The following is a 19,750-nucleotide window of genomic DNA, read 5'->3' as shown; positions in this document are numbered from 1 at the left end:
AGATCTGCGAACCAGAGAAGAAAACAAAACCGGGTCCAGCGCCTGGAGTCAGCACCCCGAACTTCTTCCGGGTGATCAACGAACCGGTCTGCATCCATAGAGTTCCCACGCCGGTACACTGCCCTCATGACCACGGCGCCCACCAAGCTCGTCCCGACCAACAGCTCGGGGCGTGCGACCACCCGCCAGAACCTCGTCACCATCGGCCTGGCGTGGTGGCTGATCGCGGGCGTGTTCACGGACGGCTGGGCGCACAACCAGTTCGGCGAGACGCTGGAGACGTTCTTCACGCCCTGGCACGCCGCGTTCTACAGCGGCTTCCTGGCGGTCGCCGGGTGGTGCCTGTTCCTCGCGGCGCAGGGCTGGCGCGAAGGTCGACGCGGCCTGAGCGCCTTCCCGGACGGGTACCACCTCGCCGCGCTGGGCGTGCCGATCTTCGCGCTCGGTGGCGTCGGAGACCTGACGTGGCACACCGTGCTGGGCATCGAGGTCGGCATCGAGGCGCTGCTGTCCCCCACGCACCTCCTGCTGTTCCTCGGCGCGATGCTGATCGCCGCGTCCCCACTGAACGCCGCGTGGCGCAGCCCTGAGCCGCGCGCCGCCCGCCCGGTCGTCCGCTGGGTCGCCACGCTGAGTGCCACGAGCCTGCTCGCCATGACCGCGTTCATGCACATGTACCTGTGGGGCCTCCTGACCGTCCCGCAGGGAATGGGCTACGTGCAGACGCGCGGGGAACTGGGCACCCTCCTCCTGACTGCCGTGATCATGGCCGCGCCGCCCCTGCTCCTGCTGCGCCGCTTCACCCTGCCGTTCGGGGCGGTCGCCGTCATGTACGGCGTCACGAACCTCGGCATGACCCTCATGATCCTCCCCGGCAATGTCCGCGTGCCGCTGCTGGCGGTCGCCACCGGCCTCCTGATCGACGTGTGGCACGCCCTCCTGCGCCCCGCACCCAGCCGCCCCTGGCACCTGCGCGCCTTCGCGTTCCTCCTGCCCCTCAGCGTCTGGGTGCCGTACCTCGGCGACGCCGTGTGGCGCGGCCAGACCAGCCTCAGCCTCGAACTGTGGCTCGGCGTGGCCGTCATGACCGCCCTCGGCGGCCTGGCACTCAGCGCCCTCATCTTCCCCGCACCCGTCCCGGAGGAAGCGGTCTGAGGGTCGAACGGTCGAAGATTCAGGCCGTTGCGTTTTGGACTCTTCGACCCTCAGACCCTTTGACGGCCCCTCAGTGCATCCCGTGCGGCGCTGGGAGCGGCTGCGCGCCGCGTGCCTTCAGGAGGCTGTCCAGGGTGCGGATCTCACCGGACTGCGTGGCGGTCACCTGCTGGGCGAGACCAGCGACGAGCGGCTGACGACTATCTGTGAGGGGCCGGGCCATGAGTAGTGCGCCCTGGTGGTGGCGGCGCATCAGGCGCAGGTACTGCGTTTCGGCCTCGCGGGCGGGCAGGGTCTTCAGGGACAGGAGTTCGTCCCGCGTGGCCATGCCCATCATGCCCGCGTGCATCGCGTTCGGCTGGGAGCCGTCCGGGGCGTTCCAGCGGCGCAGCCACGCCTCCATCTGCCGGTTCTGTTCCTCCTGACCCAGCTGAATGTCCAGCGCCAGGGAACGCACCGAGCGGTCTACCGCGACCTTCAGCACGAGGACGCTCATCGTGACCGCCTGATCGTGATGCAAGCGCATGTCCTGCACGAAGCGCACCTCCGGACTGCCCGGCGCGGGCGTGACCGGGCGGGGCTGGGCCAGCAGCAGCGCGCCGCCCACCCCCAGGCCCGCCAGGACGACCAGCGCGCCGCGCCGCCTCATATGAGCTCCGATTGAATGGTTCGCCAGAACCGTTCAATCCGAGCGGATGCGACTCGCAGAGCTGCCCCGCAGAGAAGGAGCAGAGCGGAGTCCGGGCGTGGAGTTGGCAACCCGGTGGTGTTCCGGGTGGAGGGCGAAATAGACGGACTCCGCCTCACGCGACCGTCACGCCCCGCACCCCTCCTGCCCCTGCCGGTCGAAGTGCCGCTGCCGCTCCCGGAATGCCGCCTTCTGCTCCGGCGTGGTCCGCGCGTGGCAGTGCTCGCAACTGACGCCCTCCTCGAACAGCGCGTGCGCCCGCTCGGCCTCACCCAGCGGCCAGCCGCACGAGTGGCACATCACCGCCGCGCCCTCGCGCAGGCCATGCCCGACCGTCACGCGCCCGTCGAAGACGAAACACTCGCCGTCCCAGCGGCTCTGCTCCTGCGGCACGTCCTCCAGGTACTGCAGAATCCCGCCCCGCAGGTGAAACACGTCCTGATACCCGCGCTGCCGCAGCAGACTCGTGCTCTTCTCACAGCGGATGCCGCCCGTGCAGAACATCGCCACGCGCTTCCCCCGCAGTTCGTCGGCGTGCTCGTCCAGCCACGCCGGGAACTCCCGGAACGACTCGATCCCCGGATCCACCGCGCCCCGGAACGTCCCGGCCTTCACCTCGTACCGGTTGCGCGTGTCGATCACGACCACGTCCTCCGACTCGATCAGCGCGTTCCAGTCGTGTGGCTCGACGTACTGCCCGACCTCCCGCTCCGGCGCGACCGGCACGCCCAGCGTCACGATCTCCCGCTTCAGCCGCACCTTGAACCGCTTAAAAGGCTGCGCCGACGCGCCGGACTCCTTGTACTCCAGCCCCGCGAAGCCCTCCGTGAGCAGCGCCGCGTGCAGCGCGTCGATGCCCGCGCGGCTCCCCGCGACCGTCCCGTTGATCCCCTCGGACGCCACGATCAGCGTCCCACACAGTCCCCCCGCCTCACCGAGCGCCAGCAGCCGCTCCCGCAGACCCGCCGGGTCCGCCACCGCCCGGAACTGATACAGCGCCGCCACCACGAACGGCGCGGAAGAAGACATTTCAGGGGCAGGGTGAGGCACGACCGACATCCGACACAGGATAGCGGACGGGTGGAAAGTGTAATGGTGGATCGCGTGGGTGTGTCACCCTGCTTTCGTGGCGACTACATTCGACGTCTACCCGGGCCGGGTGGAACTGCCCACGACGCGCCAGGTGCTCTCGCTGGGCTGTCTCAAGCTGGACGCATACCTCAAATGGGGCTTCCTCAGAGCAATCCCGTTCAGGTTCAGCTCCTGACCAGCGGCACTCACGAGGGTCAGGGCCTGCTTCTCGATGCGCCGTTTGCCTGCACGGCGAACGCCTACTTCTGGTTTACGGTGCAGGACGTGGCTGGAGGCACCAGTGCTTACTTCAAGCAACTTGACTTGGAGGGGTTCGAGCAGACTTTCGGGCTGCCTATCGAAGCAGATAGGACTGATCTCTCCGCTGTGTTCGATACCGCGCGAATCAGCGGACACTGGTGGTACTTCCGACGCTCGGCGGGGCAGTCGGCACTGATCAACATTCTGTACGGTTGTCTCGCCTCCGCTCTGGCGGAGCTGACCCATGGCGTCGTGTATTCGGATGATGGAGCGTGGGATTTCGAGCTCTTCCCAGCCTTGCCACAGGAGTTCGACCGCTGGTTCATGCGGCCGGAATATGCGCTGAGCCAAGAGAGAAAGCAGTGGGCCGGGCAGATCAGAGACAGTCTGCTGAAGGAAATGATTTCGGAGTAACTCGCTCCCATCTGAGCCCTTCGGCGCATTTCCTGTTCGGGCCCTTCTGTTAGCCTTGCGGGCGTGTCTGTGCCGTCTACCCTGATTGCTGCGTCGAACGTGTCGGTGTTGTTCGGCGAGCGGGTGGTGCTGGACGGCGTGGGTGTGGGTGTGTCACTGGGTGAGCGGGTGGCGCTCCTGGGTCGGAACGGGGCGGGGAAGACGACGCTGCTGCGGGTGCTGGTCGGGGAGCGGGTGCCGGAGGAGGGTGAGGTCTGGAGCGCGGATGGGTTGCGGGTGGCGGTGCTGGAGCAGCATCACGCGCATCCGGCGGGGCGGAGTGTGCGGTCGCTGGTGGACGCGGCGCATCCGTACCGGGCGCTGGAGGTGAGTCTGCTTGAGCTGGAGGCGGACCTGGGTGATCCGGAGGTGCTGGCGCGCTGGTCGGCGCTGCACGCGCACCTGGAGGACGTGGAGGCGTTCCGCTGGCCGTCGCGCGTGGCGCGGGTGCTGGGGATGCTGGACCTGACGCGCTTTCTGGACCGGGACGCGAGCACGCTGTCCGGGGGGGAGCGGACGCGGCTGGCGCTGGCGCTGGCCCTGGCGCGTGAACCGGACCTGCTGGTGCTGGATGAACCGACGAACCATCTGGATATCCGCATGCGCGAGTGGCTGGAGGGGTGGCTGCGGGCGTTCCGGGGTGGGGTGCTTCTGACCAGTCATGACCGGGAGTTTCTGGACGCAGTGGCGACGCGCAGCGTGTGGCTGGAGCATGGCGGGGCGACGGGGTATCCCGGTGGGTACTCGCGGGCGTCGGCGCAGCGGGAGCTGGAGCGGCGCACGCAGGCCCGCGCGGCGCGGCTGGGGGAACGCGAGTCGCAGCGCTTGTCGAAGAGTGTGGAGGTGCTGGACCGCTGGGGTCGCCGCTCACGGGCGTTGAAGACCCGCGCGGAGCGGCAGAGCGTGCCGGAGGCGCCGCTGCCCGAGCGGCAGATCCGTATGCGCCTGCTGGCGGGCACGGCGCGTGCGCCGCTGGTGGCGTGGGGGGAGCACCTGAGCAAGGCGTACGGGGACCGGCCCGTGCTGTCAGACGCGGCGTTCCGGCTGCGGCAGGGGGACCGGGTGGCGCTGATGGGCGCGAACGGCACGGGCAAGACCACGCTGATGCGCCTGCTGTCCGGCGAACTGCACCCCGACCCGCCCGCGCCGGATCCGCTGACGGGGGAGGTCGGGTCGCCGCCTGCGCTGCGGGTTGCGCCGGGCGTGACGGTCGCCAGCCTGGATCAGACGTGGCATGGCCTGACGCCGGGGGAGGGGCTGCACGCGCAGTTCGAGCGGCGCTTCGGGCGGCAGGCGAACACCCTGCTGGGCCGCGCGGGGTTCGGCGCGGACGACTGGCCGAAAACCCCGGAGGTGCTGTCGGGCGGCGAGCGGGCGCGGGCGGGGCTGGCCCTCGTGAGTGGCCTGCGGGCGGACCTGCTGCTGCTGGACGAACCCACGAACCACCTGGATGTGGAGGCGCTGCTGGCGCTGGAGGGCGCGGTGCAGGCGTACGGGGGCGCGGTGGTGATCGTCACGCACGACCGCCGCTTCGCGCGGGAGGTCGCCACGCGCCTGTGGGTGATCGAGGACGCCGCGCTGCGCGAGGTGAGCGGCTGGGGCAGCCGCGAGTACCTCGACCCGGCGGCGACATTGCAGGGCGACCCGCCTCCACCGCCGCCGCCGCCCACGCCCCGGCAGCGCCTCGCGCCGCTGGAGGCCCAGCTTTCTGCCCTGCGCGCGGAACTGGACCGCCCGCCCGGCAGCCTGACCGGGCGCGAGGAGGCCCGCGTGAGAGCCCAGGCGCACGCCGTGCAGCAGGGCCTGTACTGGCTGTACTCGCAGGTGTGGAGCGCCCCGCAGTTCGACGCGGAGGTCCGCGAGCCGCCCCTGACCGTCCGCGCGCAGCGTCTCGGCGACTCGGGCGGGATGTTCTGGGCCGCGCACGACGAGGGCTGCCCGCACCTCGCCTGGGACGGGCACACGCTCCGCTGGAACGGCGAGCCGCCCGCGTGGTTCGGCGCGGCGCTGCTGGGGGGCACGCTGCGCGTCCTGTTCGAACGCTGGAACGTGGGCCGCGTGGAACTCGGTGAAGGCGGGCCGGTCCTGACCCGCCGGGCATACTTCGAGCGGGTGGGCCTCGTGCCGGGACGTGGCGGGCACATCGGGCGCTGATCCCGGTGCCCACAGGGAACGGCGAGGTGCTCCCAGGAGCGTCGCGGTTCCCAGGGCGGCGCCGCAGTCGGCATCACTGATCGCAGGGTACGGAGCGGGCGTGACACGTTCCGGGGCAGATTCCACCGACCCCGCCCGGAACGCGGAGGTTCATCGCCACGAGTTCCGCCACTTGCCCGGCCACCGCGCGGGCGCCGTCCGGGGCGAGTGGGCAAGTCAATCTGCGGCCCTCGATCAGTCGGCAGCGCTGAGGAGACGGCCGAGCAGCAGCAGCTCCTGCGGGTAGGGGGCGTTCTCGGCGTCCAGGATGGTCCGCCAGCGGCGCAGCCAGTCCAGGCTCGCGGCCCGGTCGGGCAGGGTGCGCAGGGCGTGGGCGGTCAGCGGCGCGGCGTTCTCGTCGGTGGGATCGTCCAGCAGCAGCGGCCACAGCACCTCCAGCGTCTGCGCGGCGGGCAGGGTCGCGGCGCGGCGCAGGGTCGCGGCGCGCCACAGGCCGTGCAGGTGCAGGCGCAGCAGGATCACGTCCGGCTGGTCCTCGCCCGGCAGGAACGGTCCGCCGTAGAGCCGCAGGACCTCCTGATCATCCCCGGCCTGCGCGGCGTTCAGGAACGCCTGCACGTCCACGCGTGCGAGGGTCAGGCGGTACGTGCCCTGCGCGCTCAGTTCGATGCTCGCGGCGTCCCCCAGCTGGGACCGGAGTCTGGAGACGCTCTTGCGCAGGTTGCCGTACGCGACGGCGTCCGGCACGTCCGGCCACAGGTTCACGCACAGTCCGTCGCGGGTCAGCAGGGCCGGGCGTCCCCCCAGCTGCCCGGCGAGCAGCAGGGCCAGCAGGTGCCGGGTGGTCCGCCCCCGCCACGGGACCGCCTCGCCCGCGACGTCCACCGTGAAGCGGCCCAGGGTCCGCAGCGACCGGACCGCGCCCGTGGTGGGCACGTCCGGAACGTCGAGCTGTATAGCCGCGTCCCGGTGCACGGCGCGGCTCAGGTCGGCGAGGCCACCCAGGCCCAGCGGGCGGGCCACGTCCTGCGCCTGGGTGGCCAGCGTCCGCGCCGACCCCGCGTCGCCGCGCAGGGCGCGCAGCGTGCCCAGCCCCATGAGGGCCTGGGCGAGCATGGGCGGCGCCCCTCCGGCCTGCGCGACGCGCGCCGCCTCCTCGAACCGGCGCTGGGCGGCGTCCCACTCCTGCAGCCGGGCGTGCGCGTGGCCCCGCACGACCTCGCCCTCGGCCTGCAGCCACGCGTTGCCCGGCGCGTCCCAGTCGCTCAGGACCGACAGCGCCGCGCGCGGGTCACCCGTCAGGAGGTGCAGGTACGCCGCGATCATGCCCGTCGTGCGGAACGCCTGGGGGGCGCGCGGGTCGCGCAGGACCGCCCGGGCGAGCCGCACGTCGCCGCGCAGCGCGAGGCACAGCGCCCGGAACGCGCTGGCGTTCAGCGCCCACATCGCCCGGCCCGCCCGGCGGCCCACCCGCCAGGACTCCAGGAAGTGCCCGGCCGCGGCGCGCAGGTCCCCGCGCAGCCACGCCACCATGCCCAGGTTGTGCTGCGCGGCGGCCAGTTGCGGCAGGTGCGCGCGGCTGCGGCACAGGCTGATCGAGGACCGGGCGGCCCGCTCGGCTTCCGGCAGGTCGCACGCGGACAGGCGCGTGACCGCCAGGGACGTCAGGACCAGCACGCGGGCGTGATGATCCCCGGTCCGCACGGCCTCGTCCTGCGCCTCCCGCAGGCACGCCGCGGCCTCCTCACGCAGCCCCAGGTGGTCAAGGGTCGCGGCCAGCCACATCAGGCTCCGCAGGAACGGCAGGCCGCCGTCCCGCCGCAGGGTCCGCACGGCCACCTCGCCCTCGCGCCGGGCGTCGTCGTACGCGCCGCGTGAGAACAGCAGCCGCCCCCAGACCGCGCGGGCGTACGCGGCCGCCGCGCCGCTGCTGCCCCGCATGGCCCGCAGCGCCACCGCCTCGCCCTCGGCCACCCGGTCAAGTTCCCGCAGGGTCAGGGCCAGCAGGCACAGCTCGGCGGGACGCTCGGCGATCCCGAACAGGTCGGCCGCCTCGTGCAGGCGGCCCAGGTCGCGCAGGACCTGCGCGCGCAGCAGCGTGACGCCGCGCCCCGCGCCGAGCAGGTCCGGCTCTTCCAGCAGGGCCAGCGCGCCGCGCAGGTCCCCCTGCGCCCAGCGGACCCGCGCACGCGCCAGCCCCCACGCCGGCGCCCGCCGGTGCCCCGGCGCGCCGTCCAGCAGGGCCTGCAGGTGCTCCAGCGCCTCGGCCGGGCGGCCCTGACGCAGCGCCTCCGCCGCGGCCCGCTGCGTCAGGGGCAGGTCCAGCTGACCGGACCGGCGGGCGTGCAGGGCGCGCAGGCCCGTGCTGGACTCGTGTGTAAGGGCCTGCGCGTGCAGCGCCCGCACCTGCGCCAGGGACAGCTGGCCCAGCACCGCGCCGGACAGGTCCGGCGAACTCAGCGTCCACACCACCTGCGTGCCGTGCGTGACTGGCCGCACCAGTCGAAGCGCCTGCGCGCGCCGCTGCGCCGGTACGAACGGGCCGCCGGACCGCGCCGCCCACTCGTCCGCACCCAGGGGCCGCCCGGCCACCGCCAGGGTCGCCAGCACCCCGAGCACCTCCGGTTCGGCCGCCGCAGCCAGCAGCGTCAGGTCGGACGGGTCCTGATCCAGCAGGGCGTCCACCCCGCCGTGGTACACCCAGGTGCTGTCCTCGCGGCGCAGACCGCCCAGCTGAATCAACTGCCGCACGGCGTCCAGCAGCGGTCCGGCCCGCGTGTCACCCCGCCCCCCGAGCCACCCGAGCAGTTCCGGTGGGGGCGCGCCGCGCAGCGCCGAGCGCAGCAGTGCCTCTACCTGCTCCGGCGGGAGTGGCCCCAGCGGCAGTTCCAGCGGGGCAGGCCCTCCGGTGAGCGTGGCGGTCGCCTGCCAGCCCTGCCACAGCGGTCCGGGCAGCGTCTGCGCGGTCCCGAGCAGCAGCGCGGGCGTGCCCAGACGCGTCAGGTGGTGCCACAGCAGGTTCAGCCGGGTCAGGTCCTCGTTCGGCCAGGTGTCCAGCGCGTCCAGGTGCAGGCACACGCCACCGGCGCGGCGGGCCAGGTCGTCCAGCGCATCGGCCTGCGCCTGCACCTGTTCCGGCAGGGACCGCCGCGCCGCGTCCGGCAGGTGAAGGAACGCCCCGCCGCTCAGGACCTGATCGGGCCGCCACTGCCGGGACCACTGGGTCTGCAGCCAGCTTTTCCCGACGCCGGACTCGCCCGTGAGGAGCGCCGCGGCGGGCTGCGCGCACTTCTGCACGTCCTGCCACGCCTGCGTCAGCGCCGACCACGCGGCGGCGTGGAACGTGGAAGCTGGCCCCATGAAACCATGATGTCACACGTCCGGACGGCACCTGCGCGTGGGCGTCACGCTATACTCGCGCGCATGGAAGACCTCATCAAGGGCCGCCTCGGCGGAGCGGACGGCTACGGCATCCGCTGCGTCATCGACGGCGACACGATCACGGGCCGCGCGGGCGGCAAGCTGCACGGCAAGGACATCAACCTCGAGATCACCGAACGCGGCGTGCAGGGCACCGTCGGCGCCGACAGCGTGAAGATCGAGCTGGAAGACGGCGAACTGCGCGGCAACGTCGGCGCGCAGAAACTCACGCTGCGTGGCGTGGACCGCGTGACCGGCTTCATGGGGGAACCCATCGTCGGCTGGAACGTCGTGGCGCAGCAGACCGGCGAGAAACTCGTCGGGCAGCTGGGCAGCACCGTCCTGGGCCGCCCCTTCGAGCTGGACCTGGGCAGCGCCCCCGGCTGGGTGGGCACCCTGGTGGCCGTCGTGGCCTTCTACGCGCTGGAACCCCGCGCGAACGTCACTGTCTGATTGACGATCTGAGTAGCGCCGCCCCTGCTGTCTGCGGGGGCGGCGCTGCTCATGGCTGTGTTTCATGGCTGGGTGCCGGGGCAGGGAGGGGATGCGCCCCCCGCCCCCCGCCTCACCGGCCGAACAGGTAGCGCACCCCGAAGCGGAACACCGCGCCGCGTTCGCCGTTCTCCACGCCGAAGCTGACGTTGGTGCGGTCGTTCACGTTGTACCCGACGCTGAAGGTCGGCCGGATCGACTGGAGGTTCAGGCCCTTCAGGGGCGTGCTGACCTTGAACGTGAAGCGGCTGTCGGGCGCGGTGTACTCGGCGTTGATCAGCCCCTCGCCGCTGAGGTCCACCTGGTACTGCAGGTACAGGTCGCGGGTCAGGTACGACCCGAGCGTGATGGTCGCGCCGACCGTGCCGTTCTCCACGCTCAGGTTCGGCGTCAGGCGGAACACGTCCAGCCCGAACGCGTTGGCGATGGTCCGTTCGAATTCGCCCAGCACGAACACGTTCAGTGCCGTCTGGATGGCGCTCGATCCCAGCGCGCCCAGGTTGCTGGGCAGCGCGGCGAGGTTCGGGACGCCGGTGGCGACCAGCGCGTACAGTTCCGCCTCGCCGTAGGGCAGGCCGGTGTCGGGGTCGGCGCAACTGCTGCCCTCGGCGGTGCAGCGCAGCGTGGTCGTCAGGTCCAGTACGGGCGTGCCGTTGCGGGTGACGAACTCGCCGCTGAGTTCCAGTGTGACCGGCACGCGCTGGCGGGTGGTGACGGCGGTGACGGTCCCGCTGGCCTGCACGGTGAAGCGCGGGTAGAGGTTGTCGCCGCTGAACGTGACGCTGCTGTCCTGCAGCGCGAACTCGTTCTCGCGCAGGTACACGAAGCCGCGCTGCGAGCGCACCTCGCCGCTCAGGCGCGGGCGGTCGCCGCTGCCCGCGAGGGTCAGGTCGCCCGTGAACTCGGCCCGCACGAGGTTCTCGTCGATGCGGATGCCGTTCGTGGCGCGGATGGGAATGTCCTCGAACACCAGCCGCTGCAGGAAGGGTCGCGCGGGCGCCGGGGCGTCCGCCTGCGCCGCTTTCGGGAAGGTCGTGAATTCCTCGGGCAGGGGACTGACGAAGTTGTCGGTGGTGCGGCCCGTGCCGGTGTCGGTGCTGCTCTGGCCGGGCGCGGGGATGGTGGTGGGGGCGTTCACGCGGCCCAGGATCAGCCGTGCGAAGTCGGCCGCGCCGGTCACGCGGATCACGCTGCCGTCGTCCACGGCGCGCAGGTCGGCGTTCAGGGCGCTCTCGCGGCCGTAGATGACCGCCAGCGGCAGGTTGTAGTTCCGCGCGGCGAGACTCAGGTCCCAGCGGGGCGAGAGCGTCCCGGTCAGGCTGAGCGTCCCGGCGCCGCTGGCGGCCGTGCTGCTGCGACTCTGGGCGTCCACCGTCCAGCGGCCGTCGCTCTGCTGCGCGAGGGTCGCGGTGGTGTTCGGCAGTGCGCCCAGCGCCTGCGGGGCCAGCAGGCCCGTGAAGGTCACGCGCGTGCCGCTCAGGCGTCCCAGCGTGAGCTGCCCGGCGACGTCCAGCGTGCCGTCCGTGCCGACGGTCCCGCCGGTCAGGACCCGGCCGCCCGCCGTGAACGCGCCGCTGTCCGGCAGGTCCCCGGCGAACTGCGGCACGCTGAGGCTCAGGCCCGCCACGCTGCCGCGCAGGTTCTGCGCGCGGATCAGGCCGCGCGGCCGGTCGTACGTCCCGGCGGCACTGACCGTCAGGGTGCCCTTCAGGCTGGGCGTCAGGTCCACCAGTCCCGGCACGAGGCGCAGCACCGGCGTGAAGGTGGTGTCCGTGAACTGCGCGCTGAGGTTCACGTTCTCGCGGGTGTACTGGCCGCGCACGTCCCAGGTGCCGGCACCGCCCAGCTGGATGTTCACGCCGCGCAGTTCACGCGCCGCGAAGTCCAGCGTGCCGCTCCCGGTCAGGGTCTCGGTCACGGCCGCCTCGCCCTCGCCGCTGGTGGCACTGACGCGGATGCGTTCAGCCACGACGTTCAGCGTCCCGGCGGGCGGGTCGGCCAGCGGGAAGCGGAAGCGGGCCACGCCGGTCACGACGCCCTCGCCGGGCGTCTGCCCGGTGAAGGCCCCCACGAGCGCCCCGACCGGCAGGGCGCGCAGGCTGCCCTGTCCGAACACCTCGCCGCCGCTGAGGCCCGCCGTGAAGTCCGACTCGCCCAGGAAGCCACGGATGCGCCAGTCCGCGCCGACCTGCGTGCCCTCCAGGCGGGCCGGGAGGGTGCGGGTGCCGACCGTCAGCGCGTCGGCGCGCAGCACGAAGGTGCCGCCCCCGTCCCGCAGGTTCGCCTCGCCGCTCACGCGGCCCGACAGTGCCGGGGCGATCTTCAGGTCCCGGACCTCCAGTTCGTCCAGGGTGGCCCGCAGGGCGTAGCCGTCCCCGGTGGGGTTCACGGCCAGGACCCCCTCCAGCGCCGGGATCAGGTCGGCGATGCCGCCGGACGCGGTCAGGTCCGCGCTGCCCATGCCGTTCCCGCCGCGCAGGTCGGCGGCGAACGTCTGCCCGTCCAGGTTCAGTGTGCCGCTCAGGCGCACGGTCTGGCCCGCCACGTCCAGCGGGTAGGCGGTCACGCCCAGTTGCCCGCGCAGGCCGTCCGCGGCGGCGCGGACGTTCACGTCGAGGCTCCCGGCGTCCTGCGTCAGGCGGCCCGTCAGGGTGCCCGTCCAGACGTCCGGGCCCTGCGCGGCGCGCAGCGTCAGCGTCCCGGCGCGCAGGGCCGCCGTGAGGTTCACGCTCGGGCGGCCCCCGGCGAGGGTCACGTCGCCGTCCAGGCTGCCGCGCAGCGCCACACCCAGGTACGGCGCGGTGAACGGCGTGTCCAGCTCCCGCACGTTCAGCGTCACGCGGCCCGAACTGGTGTCGGTGTTCACGCTGCCCACGGCGGTCAGCAGGCCCGACAGGCCCGTGACGCCCAGGCGGCCCAGGTTCAGGCCCGGCAGGTTCGCCGCGAGCTGCCCGGCCTGCCAGCGCAGCGAGCCGTCCACCAGTCCGTCCGAGACGTTCAGGTCGGCGGCCCGCAGGCTGACGCTGCCGCTGGCGCGCCACTCGCCGCGCCGTACGGACAGCTGCGCGCGCGGGTCGGCCAGGGTGCCGTCCGCCGTGACCGTCACGGCGCCCTCGGGGCGGGTCAGGCTGGCAGTGCCCAGCAGCGCCCACTCACGCGCGCCGGGGCGGGCTTCCAGCACGCCGCTGCCCTGCGCCTGCGGGCCGTCCACGAGGCGCAGTTGCACGCCGCGCGCACTGGCGACCACGCGGGCGCCCGCGCCGAGCAGGCCCGCCTCGCCCTGCGCCAGTGGCGTCCCCAGCGGACCGCTCAGGCGCAGCGTCAGCGGCTGCGTCAGCACCCCGGCGGGACCGCCCGTGACGCGCGCCGTGCCACGCCAGCCGCCCAGCCGGTCGGCGGTGACCTCCAGCGCGGCGCGCAGGCCCTGCGGTCCGCTGAGGTTCCCGCGCGCACCGAGCGCCTGCGCGCGGTTCGTGAGCTGCACGCGGCCCGCCAGGGTGCCCGAGGCGTCCACGGTCAGGTCGACGGTGCCGTCCAGCGCGGCGGTACCCGTGACCTCCAGGTCGCTGCCGAACGCGCTGGCGCCCAGGCCGCTGAGGGTCAGGCGGGTGCCGTCCAGCGCGGCGACCGTCCGGCCCGCCTGGGCGAGGGTGCCCTTCAGGCCGCTCAGCGTGCCGGACAGGGTGCCGCTCAGGTCGCCCAGCGTGACCCCGGCCAGCGCCGCGCCGCGCGTGTTCAGCGTGCCCGCCAGGGTGGGTGAGACCAGCGTGCCGCCCAGGCTGGCGCTCAGGGTCGCCTCGCCCGCGCCGCCCACCAGCGGCAGCGGCGTGACACTCAGGCGGCCCGCCAGCGCCGGAATGAGGTTAGCGCCCGGCGTGAGACTCAGCGTGCCCGCACCCAGTCGCCCGGCCGCCAGCGCGTACGTGCCGCGCCCGTCGCCGGTCAGGGTCACGGGGTCGGGCAGGCCCGCCACGCTGGCCCGCACCGCCCCGGACAGGCGCGGCCACACGCCGTTCAGATCCAGGGTCGCGCGGGTGTCACCACTGCGGACCGTGCCGTACAGGCGCGCGCGCAGGGTGCCCGCCGCGAGGTCGAGGTCGCTCGCCTCGGCATACACGGCGCCGCCCAGGCTGCCCTTCAGGGTCGCGCGGGCGTTCAGGCGCGGGTCGAGCACCCGGCCCGACGCGGTGATCAATGCCTCCAGCTGGTCGGTGGACAGCGTCACGCGGCCCGCCACGGCGGGGTCCGCGGCGCGGCCGGTGAAGGTCAGGTCCGCGCCCAGCGTGCCGCTCCCCAGCGACGCGGCGTTCAGGTACGCGGCGCTCAGGTCCCGTGCGGTCACGCGCAGCCCGCCCGGCAGCGAGCCCTGGGCGCGCAGCACGCCGTCCCGCAGGCTGCCGCTCAGGTCGGCGCTCAGCACGTCCGCGCGCGGATCGAAGGCGGCGCGGCCGTACAGGCTGAACGGCCCGGCCTGCGCCTGCTCGCCCTTCACCGCGAGGTTCTGCGCGTTCAGCGCCTCCAGCCCACCCGACAGGGTGCCGCTGGCCGTCAGGGTGCCCGCCACGGTCAGGGCGTCCACGTCCAGACCGGCGGGCAGCAGCCGCGCGGCACGCAGCCCGTCCAGGCGCAGCGACGCGGCGTAACGCCCGCTGTCCAGGGTGGCCAGTCCGCTCGAGCGCGCGCCGCTCAGCTGCACGCGGGCGTTCCCGGCGGCGTAACGGGCGCTCAGGTCACCACTCAGGTCCCCCTCGCGGTCCTGCACGGCCCCGCCGAAGGAGGCGTTCAGCGCACTCCACGACGCGCCCCCCAGGGTGGCCGCGCCGCTCAGGCGCAGCTGCTCCGCGCGGCCCCACAGGGCACCCGCGTCGAAGCTCGCCAGGGTCAGCGTGCCGCCCGGCCGCAGCGGGAGGCTGGCGGGCAGGCGCCCGGTCACGCGGGCCTCGCGGACGCCGGTGCCCAGCGTGGCGGCCACGGTCAGGTCCCCGGTGGGCGTGCCGTCCAGCAGGGCGTCCAGCGGCCCGCCGGGCACGTCACCCACCGCGCGCAGCGCTCCGCTGAAGCCCGTGCGGGCGTTCCAGCCGATCGGGCCGCGCAGCCGCACGTCCGTGTCGGCATTCACGAGCGCCGCGTTCAGGGTCAGCGCGGCGCGTTGCAGGCCACCCAGCGCGCCGGTGCCCAGGTCGCCGCGTACCTCGCCAGTCAGGGGCGCGCCGGTGAACACCGCGCGGTACGTGCCGCCCAGCAGGTGCGCCGAGACGCGCGTGCCCGCCGCGCGCAGGCCCGATGGACCGTCTGTCAGGATGCCCTGCGCCGTCACGTCCGGCCGGGCGAAGCTGCCGCGCACCTGCGCCGTGTACGTGCCGGGCAGCAGATCGGTCAGGGTCGCCTTCGCGTCCAGCTTCAGGACCGGGAACACCGGCCCGCCCGCCCGCACGGTGCCCTGCGCCAGTTCAGCCTGCGCACCGTCCACGCGCAGCGCGCCGCCCGCGTACCGTAGCGGGGCGCGGAAGGTCACGCCCGCGACCTCCCCCTGTGCGGTGGCGCGCACGTCGGCCAGAGTGCCGCCCAGTGTGACGGACGCCCGGCCCGCCTGCCCCAGCAGGGGCCGCAGGTCGCCCGCGTTCGCCGAACCGCCCAGGGTCCAGGCGCCCAGGCCCGCCCCGGACCGCTGCGCCGCACTCAGGTCCAGCGCCGCGCCCGCCACGCTGCCGCCCAGGGTCACGCGCGCCGCGCCGCCCGTCAGGGCCACGCCGGTCGCGGTGACGTTCACGGCCTTCCCGGCGTACGAGCCGTTCACGCGCAGGTTCAGCGCGTCGCCCGCCCCAGGTCCCGCGCGGCCGGTCAGGGCGGCGCGCAGGTCCTCGAAGGTCACGGCGGCGTTCGCCTGCGGGTACAGCGGGCCGCGCACGCTCAGCGCCTGCCCGCCCAGGGTGCTGCTCAGGGATGCGCTGACCTGCCCGCGCAGCAGGCTGACACTCCCGCGCGCCGACTGCCCGGCGGCCTGCACGTTCACGTCCGCGCGTCCGGTCGCCCGCGCGAAGTCCAGCTGCGGGACGCTCAGGTTCAGGCCGACGCGGCCCCGCGCGCCCGGCAGCACCGGGGTCAGCACCCGCGCGTCCAGCACGGCGCTGCGGACCGTCAGGCCCGCGCCGCCGTACGCCACCGGAATCCGCGAACCCGGGTGGGTGAGGGTGCCCCTCACGTTCAGTCCGTTGTTCCAGTCTGCGCGGGCGTCCAGTCGCAGCGGGTCACCCAGGTAGCGGGTGCCGCTCGTGAACAGCGTGGCACTGCTGCCGCCCAGCGCGACCTCCAGCCGCCCCGGCACGAGCGCCGCGCGCACGTCCGCCGGGAGGCCCGCCGCGAACGGCGCGAGGCTGGTGCTCAGCGTGCCGCCCAGCGCCGGAAGGACCGACACCCGCCCGGTCAGCGGCCCCGACGGCAGCGCCAGCAGGGTGGTCGTGCCCTGCCCGGCCAGCCGCACGGTCCCCGCCTGCTCTGTTGCGGGGCTGCTCCCCAGCGCGTAGCGCAGGCCCAGCGCTCCGGTCCAGTTTCCACCCACGTACGTCAGGCCGCCCACGGTCGCGCGCAGCCCGGTCAACGACGCGCGCAGCGGGAACGACTGCCCCGGCACGCTCAGCGCGGTCGGCCCCGCCGCGAAGCGCTGCGGTTTCAAGGTCAGGGTGCCGCGCAGGTCCGCGACGCCACCGGTCGCCGCCGCCGTGAAGTACGGCCCGGTCACGCGCAGGTTCAGACCCTCCAGCGTGGCCGGCAGCCGCACCCGTCCGGTCGCGGTGACCTCCTGTCCCGCGACGGAACCGGTCACGCGCAGCGCCCCGCGGTCCGCGCGGACCAGGAACGGCCCGGCGTTCAGGCGGCCATCCAGCACGCCGTTCCGGGCCGTCAGGGTCCCCTCCAGCCGCTGCCCGGCCAGCGTGAGGCCCTGCGCGGTCAGGTTTAGGTTGTCGAAGCCCGCCAGGGTCACGCTTGCGCGGCCCCCCTGCGCGTCACGGACGGCGATCTGCCCACGCGGCTCCGCGCCGGTCCCCTGCACGTTCCCGTCCACGAACAGCCCGTTCCCGAGCGGCCCGCTGACATCCACGTCGTAGCGCCCGCTGGGCAGCGAGGCGGTCCCCTCGGCCCGCAGGCCCTCGCCGTCCGTCACGAGGAGATTCAGGCCGTTCCACGGCCCGCTGACCGCCAGGGTGTACTGGTCCAGCACCCCGCGCGCGTTCACGCCGCCCCGGAACGACCCGCCCGGTCCTGGCGCCCACGACGCGCGGCCCTGCACGCGCCCCGCCTGCCCGAACGCCGTCAGCGCCTGCGCGCCGCTGACCTGCACCAGCCCACTGCGCCCGTCGTACGCGGCGGTCAGGTCGCCCCACGTGCCGCTGACGCGCACGGCGGGTGTCAGGGTGCCCCGCAGGTTCACCGCCTGCGCGGGCAGCGTCACGCCCCCGAAGGACAGGATGCCCGTGCGGCCGGTCACGGCGGCCCTCAGCGCGCCGTACGGGCCGGTCACGCGGGCGTTCAGGGTCTGCCCCTGCGCCTGCACGGTCCCGCCCACCTGAATGTCGGGGAAGACCCGGCCCGCGACCTGCGCCGCCCCGCTGCCCGCCCCGCTGCCCGACGCCACGGTCAGGTTCGCAGTGATCGGCGTGCCGGAGGTGGGCTGCCGGGTCAGGCTGCCCGTGATGTCCGCCCCTGCCGCCTGCGCGTTCACGCGCGCCGACCCGCCCCGCCCCGCGAGGTTCAGGTCCAGCGTGCCGCCCAGGTCCAGGCCCGGCAGCAGGGGCCGCAGCGCGCCCAGGTTCACGCGCCCCTTTGCGGTGATGGTCTCGCCGTCCACGGTGCCGCTGGCCGTATCGCCCCGCGTCGTCAGACTGAAACGCACGCCGCTGTCCAGCGTCACGTTCCCCCGGATGTCCGCGCCCGCCACCCGCGCCTGCACCCTGTACGGGGCGCGCAGGTCCGCGTCGGCCAGGACGGTCACGCCGCCCGCGTCCGCGCGCAGGTTGGCGCTGGTGCCCCGCGCGAAAGCCGTGACCGTCACGCCCGACCCGACCGCCCGCAGCGACCCGAAGGCCTTCAGGGTGTTCGTGACCGTCACGTCCCCCGTGACCCGCAGGCCGCCCGCTGCGGCGAGGTTCCGGGCGCGCAGCCCGAACGCGTCCCCGTTCCACGTCAGGCGCTGCGAGCCCGCCGTGAACGTCCCCCGCTGCCGCACGTAGTTCAGGGCCAGCGGCCCCTGCAGCGGCTGCGGCACGCCCGGCACGGCCGCGCTCAGGGTGCCCGTCACGTCCCCGCCCGTCAGGTCGATGCGGCCCCCACCGTTCAGGGTCACGCCGCTGCCCGACAGGTCACGCGCCGCCCACGTCCCCCGGAAGTTCTTATCCAGATTCAGGCTGGCCGCGCCCAGATCCACCCGCAGGCCCCGCCGGTCGAAGGCGGCCGTGCCCGACAGGCCCGTGAACGGTCCCGCCTGCGCGTCCGTGACGCGGGCGCGCAGGTCGTCCGGCGTGCCGCTCAGGACCACGCGGGCGCCCGCCGCGCCGAAGGACGGGTTCAGCGTGGCGTTCAGGCGCGTGCCGTTCAGGTCGAAGGTGCCGCGCAGCGGACCTCCCAGCCCCTGCCCGTCGAAGGCCAGCAGGTTCTGCGCGTCGATGCGGCCCTCGACGTCCAGCGGCTTCTGCGCGAAGGTGCCGTTCAGACTCACGCGGCCCTCGCGCCCGAAGGCCCAGCGGCCCGCGAGTTTCTGCGCCGAGCCGCCCAGCGCCGTGTCCGCGCTGAACGCCAGATCGTTCGTCTGACCTGCCACGTTCCCGTCCTCGCTCAGGAAGGTGTACTCGGCGTTCGCGTCGCTGAAGCCCACGCCCGCCAGCGTCCCCGCGCCCTGCGCGTACGCCTTCACGCGCACCGTGCTCCAGCCGCCGGCCGTGACCCGCAACTTCAGGTCGCCGTCCCCGGTCGTGCCCAGCGCGCGCGCCAGTCCCGACACGGTCGGCGTGGCGTCCGCCGTGACCGACCAGTTCTGTGCCTTCAGGTCCACGCCGCCCGTCGCGGTGACCGGGCCGTTCCAGCCGCGCCCCGCGAGGTTCAGGCGGATGTCGTCCCCCCGGTGCGTGGCCGCGCCGCTGATGCCCGTGACCGTCACGAACTTCGCCTCCGACACGCGCAGCGCCGCGTCCGTCACCCGCAGGTCACCCACGATCGGACCGTCGCCGAGCACGTAACGCCCGGTGATGCGCCCCGCCGTCACGCCCGGCCAGTAGTGGTTCAGCACCCGCGCGTCCGCGTCCAGGTTCACCGTGAACACGTTCACGCCCGCCTTCTCGGCGACCAGCACGTCCGCGTTCAGGTCCCCGTCGCGGGTCGCGCCCCGCACCGCCAGCGCCCCGCCCTGCCCCGGCGTGACCGTGAAACGCCCGTCGGGTACGTTGAAGCCCGTGCCGTCCACGGTCAGGCGGGTGCGCTGCACGTCCAGGCCGCCCAGCACGACCTTCCAGCCGCCCCCGCCGCCCCCCGCGCCGCCGCCCCCGCCGAACAGCTCCTGCAGCTTCAGGTTCAGCGCCGCGTCGGACGCCTGCACGTTCAGCCGCACCACCCGCGTCAGGGGATTCACGCCCGCGACCGTCACGCCCACGCGTCCCGCCTCGCCCTTCAGGCCCGGAATGTTCACCCGCACGCCCGACAGGCCCGGCGCCCACAGCGGCCCCGTCACCCGGTCGGCACTCACGCCCGCCGGCGCCCCGAAACGCGACAGCAGCGCCCCACCCAGCAGCGCGGGCAGAAACGCCAGGAACAGCAGCAGCGCGCCCAGCACGCCCAGCACCCACCACCATGCCCGACCCCGGCGGCGGACTGGGGTCGGGGTCGGCGTGCCCTCCGGGCTCATCGGCTCGGGCGCGGCCTGTTCGTCCGTCACGTCACGGTCCTCCGGACGCTGACCCGTCACGCCTCCACCCGGCCCGGCGTTGCCCGGTCCCCCCACTGTCCACACGCTCCTGGCCGCATTCCCCGCATTCTACGCAGCGCCGCGTGAATGCCGCACCCACGGCG

The 19,750-nt window shown here is 74.0% G+C and carries 8 protein-coding genes; 4 read left to right on the top strand and 4 right to left on the bottom strand.

Translation table 11 applies throughout. From position 1 onward, the window contains the following. The first annotated feature begins 126 nt into the window (after positions 1–126). The gene (locus EXW95_RS04725; protein ID WP_174366488.1) at positions 127–1,155 is read left to right on the top strand and encodes a hypothetical protein; all 1,029 of its coding nucleotides are present in this window, start codon (positions 127–129) and stop codon (positions 1,153–1,155) included. Positions 1,156–1,225: 70 nt separating this feature from the next. Here EXW95_RS04725 and EXW95_RS04720 read toward each other — a convergent pair whose 3' ends face one another. Both EXW95_RS04720 and EXW95_RS04715 read right to left on the bottom strand, forming a co-directional pair. After that, entirely contained in the window at positions 1,226–1,804 is a 579-nt protein-coding gene (locus EXW95_RS04720) for a DUF305 domain-containing protein (RefSeq protein WP_174366487.1), read from the bottom strand. 165 nt (positions 1,805–1,969) lie between these two features. Then, on the bottom strand, positions 1,970–2,872 hold the full coding sequence (locus EXW95_RS04715) for a rhodanese-related sulfurtransferase (RefSeq protein ID WP_254605499.1): 903 nt from the start codon (positions 2,870–2,872) through the stop codon (positions 1,970–1,972). Between the two features lie 195 nt (positions 2,873–3,067). Between EXW95_RS04715 and EXW95_RS04710 the strand changes: the two genes are divergently transcribed. Continuing rightward, positions 3,068–3,589 (top strand): hypothetical protein, encoded by a 522-nt coding sequence (locus EXW95_RS04710; RefSeq protein ID WP_174366485.1) that lies wholly within the window; start codon positions 3,068–3,070, stop codon positions 3,587–3,589. Between the two features lie 63 nt (positions 3,590–3,652). Then, positions 3,653–5,782, top strand: coding sequence for an ABC-F family ATP-binding cassette domain-containing protein (locus EXW95_RS04705; RefSeq protein WP_371809907.1), 2,130 nt, complete (start codon positions 3,653–3,655; stop codon positions 5,780–5,782). A 234-nt stretch (positions 5,783–6,016) separates the two neighbouring features. Here EXW95_RS04705 and EXW95_RS04700 read toward each other — a convergent pair whose 3' ends face one another. Then, entirely contained in the window at positions 6,017–9,142 is a 3,126-nt protein-coding gene (locus tag EXW95_RS04700) for a hypothetical protein (protein WP_174366484.1), read from the bottom strand. 63 nt (positions 9,143–9,205) lie between these two features. Here EXW95_RS04700 and EXW95_RS04695 point away from each other — a divergent pair, with 63 nt between their 5' ends. Then, a complete protein-coding gene (locus EXW95_RS04695) occupies positions 9,206–9,655 on the top strand; it encodes a hypothetical protein (RefSeq protein WP_174366483.1) in 450 nt (149 codons plus the stop codon). Positions 9,656–9,767: 112 nt separating this feature from the next. Here EXW95_RS04695 and EXW95_RS04690 read toward each other — a convergent pair whose 3' ends face one another. Next, on the bottom strand, positions 9,768–19,646 hold the full coding sequence (locus EXW95_RS04690; RefSeq protein WP_371809906.1) for a translocation/assembly module TamB domain-containing protein: 9,879 nt from the start codon (positions 19,644–19,646) through the stop codon (positions 9,768–9,770). Positions 19,647–19,750 lie beyond the last annotated feature (104 nt).

The sequence above is a fragment of the Deinococcus sp. JMULE3 genome (assembly GCF_013337115.1).
In the GTDB taxonomy this organism is placed as follows: domain Bacteria; phylum Deinococcota; class Deinococci; order Deinococcales; family Deinococcaceae; genus Deinococcus.
The sequence above is the reverse complement of the archived record's forward strand: the minus strand, read 5'-3'. Positions and strand labels throughout refer to the sequence as shown.

Coding starts and splice junctions, on each gene's coding strand:
- EXW95_RS04725 (WP_174366488.1), top strand. CDS start 127: ATGACCACGGCGCCCACCAAGCTCGTCCCGACCAACAGCTCGGGGCGT.
- EXW95_RS04720 (WP_174366487.1), bottom strand. CDS start 1,804: ATGAGGCGGCGCGGCGCGCTGGTCGTCCTGGCGGGCCTGGGGGTGGGC.
- EXW95_RS04715 (WP_254605499.1), bottom strand. CDS start 2,872: ATGTCTTCTTCCGCGCCGTTCGTGGTGGCGGCGCTGTATCAGTTCCGG.
- EXW95_RS04710 (WP_174366485.1), top strand. CDS start 3,068: ATGGGGCTTCCTCAGAGCAATCCCGTTCAGGTTCAGCTCCTGACCAGC.
- EXW95_RS04700 (WP_174366484.1), bottom strand. CDS start 9,142: ATGGGGCCAGCTTCCACGTTCCACGCCGCCGCGTGGTCGGCGCTGACG.
- EXW95_RS04695 (WP_174366483.1), top strand. CDS start 9,206: ATGGAAGACCTCATCAAGGGCCGCCTCGGCGGAGCGGACGGCTACGGC.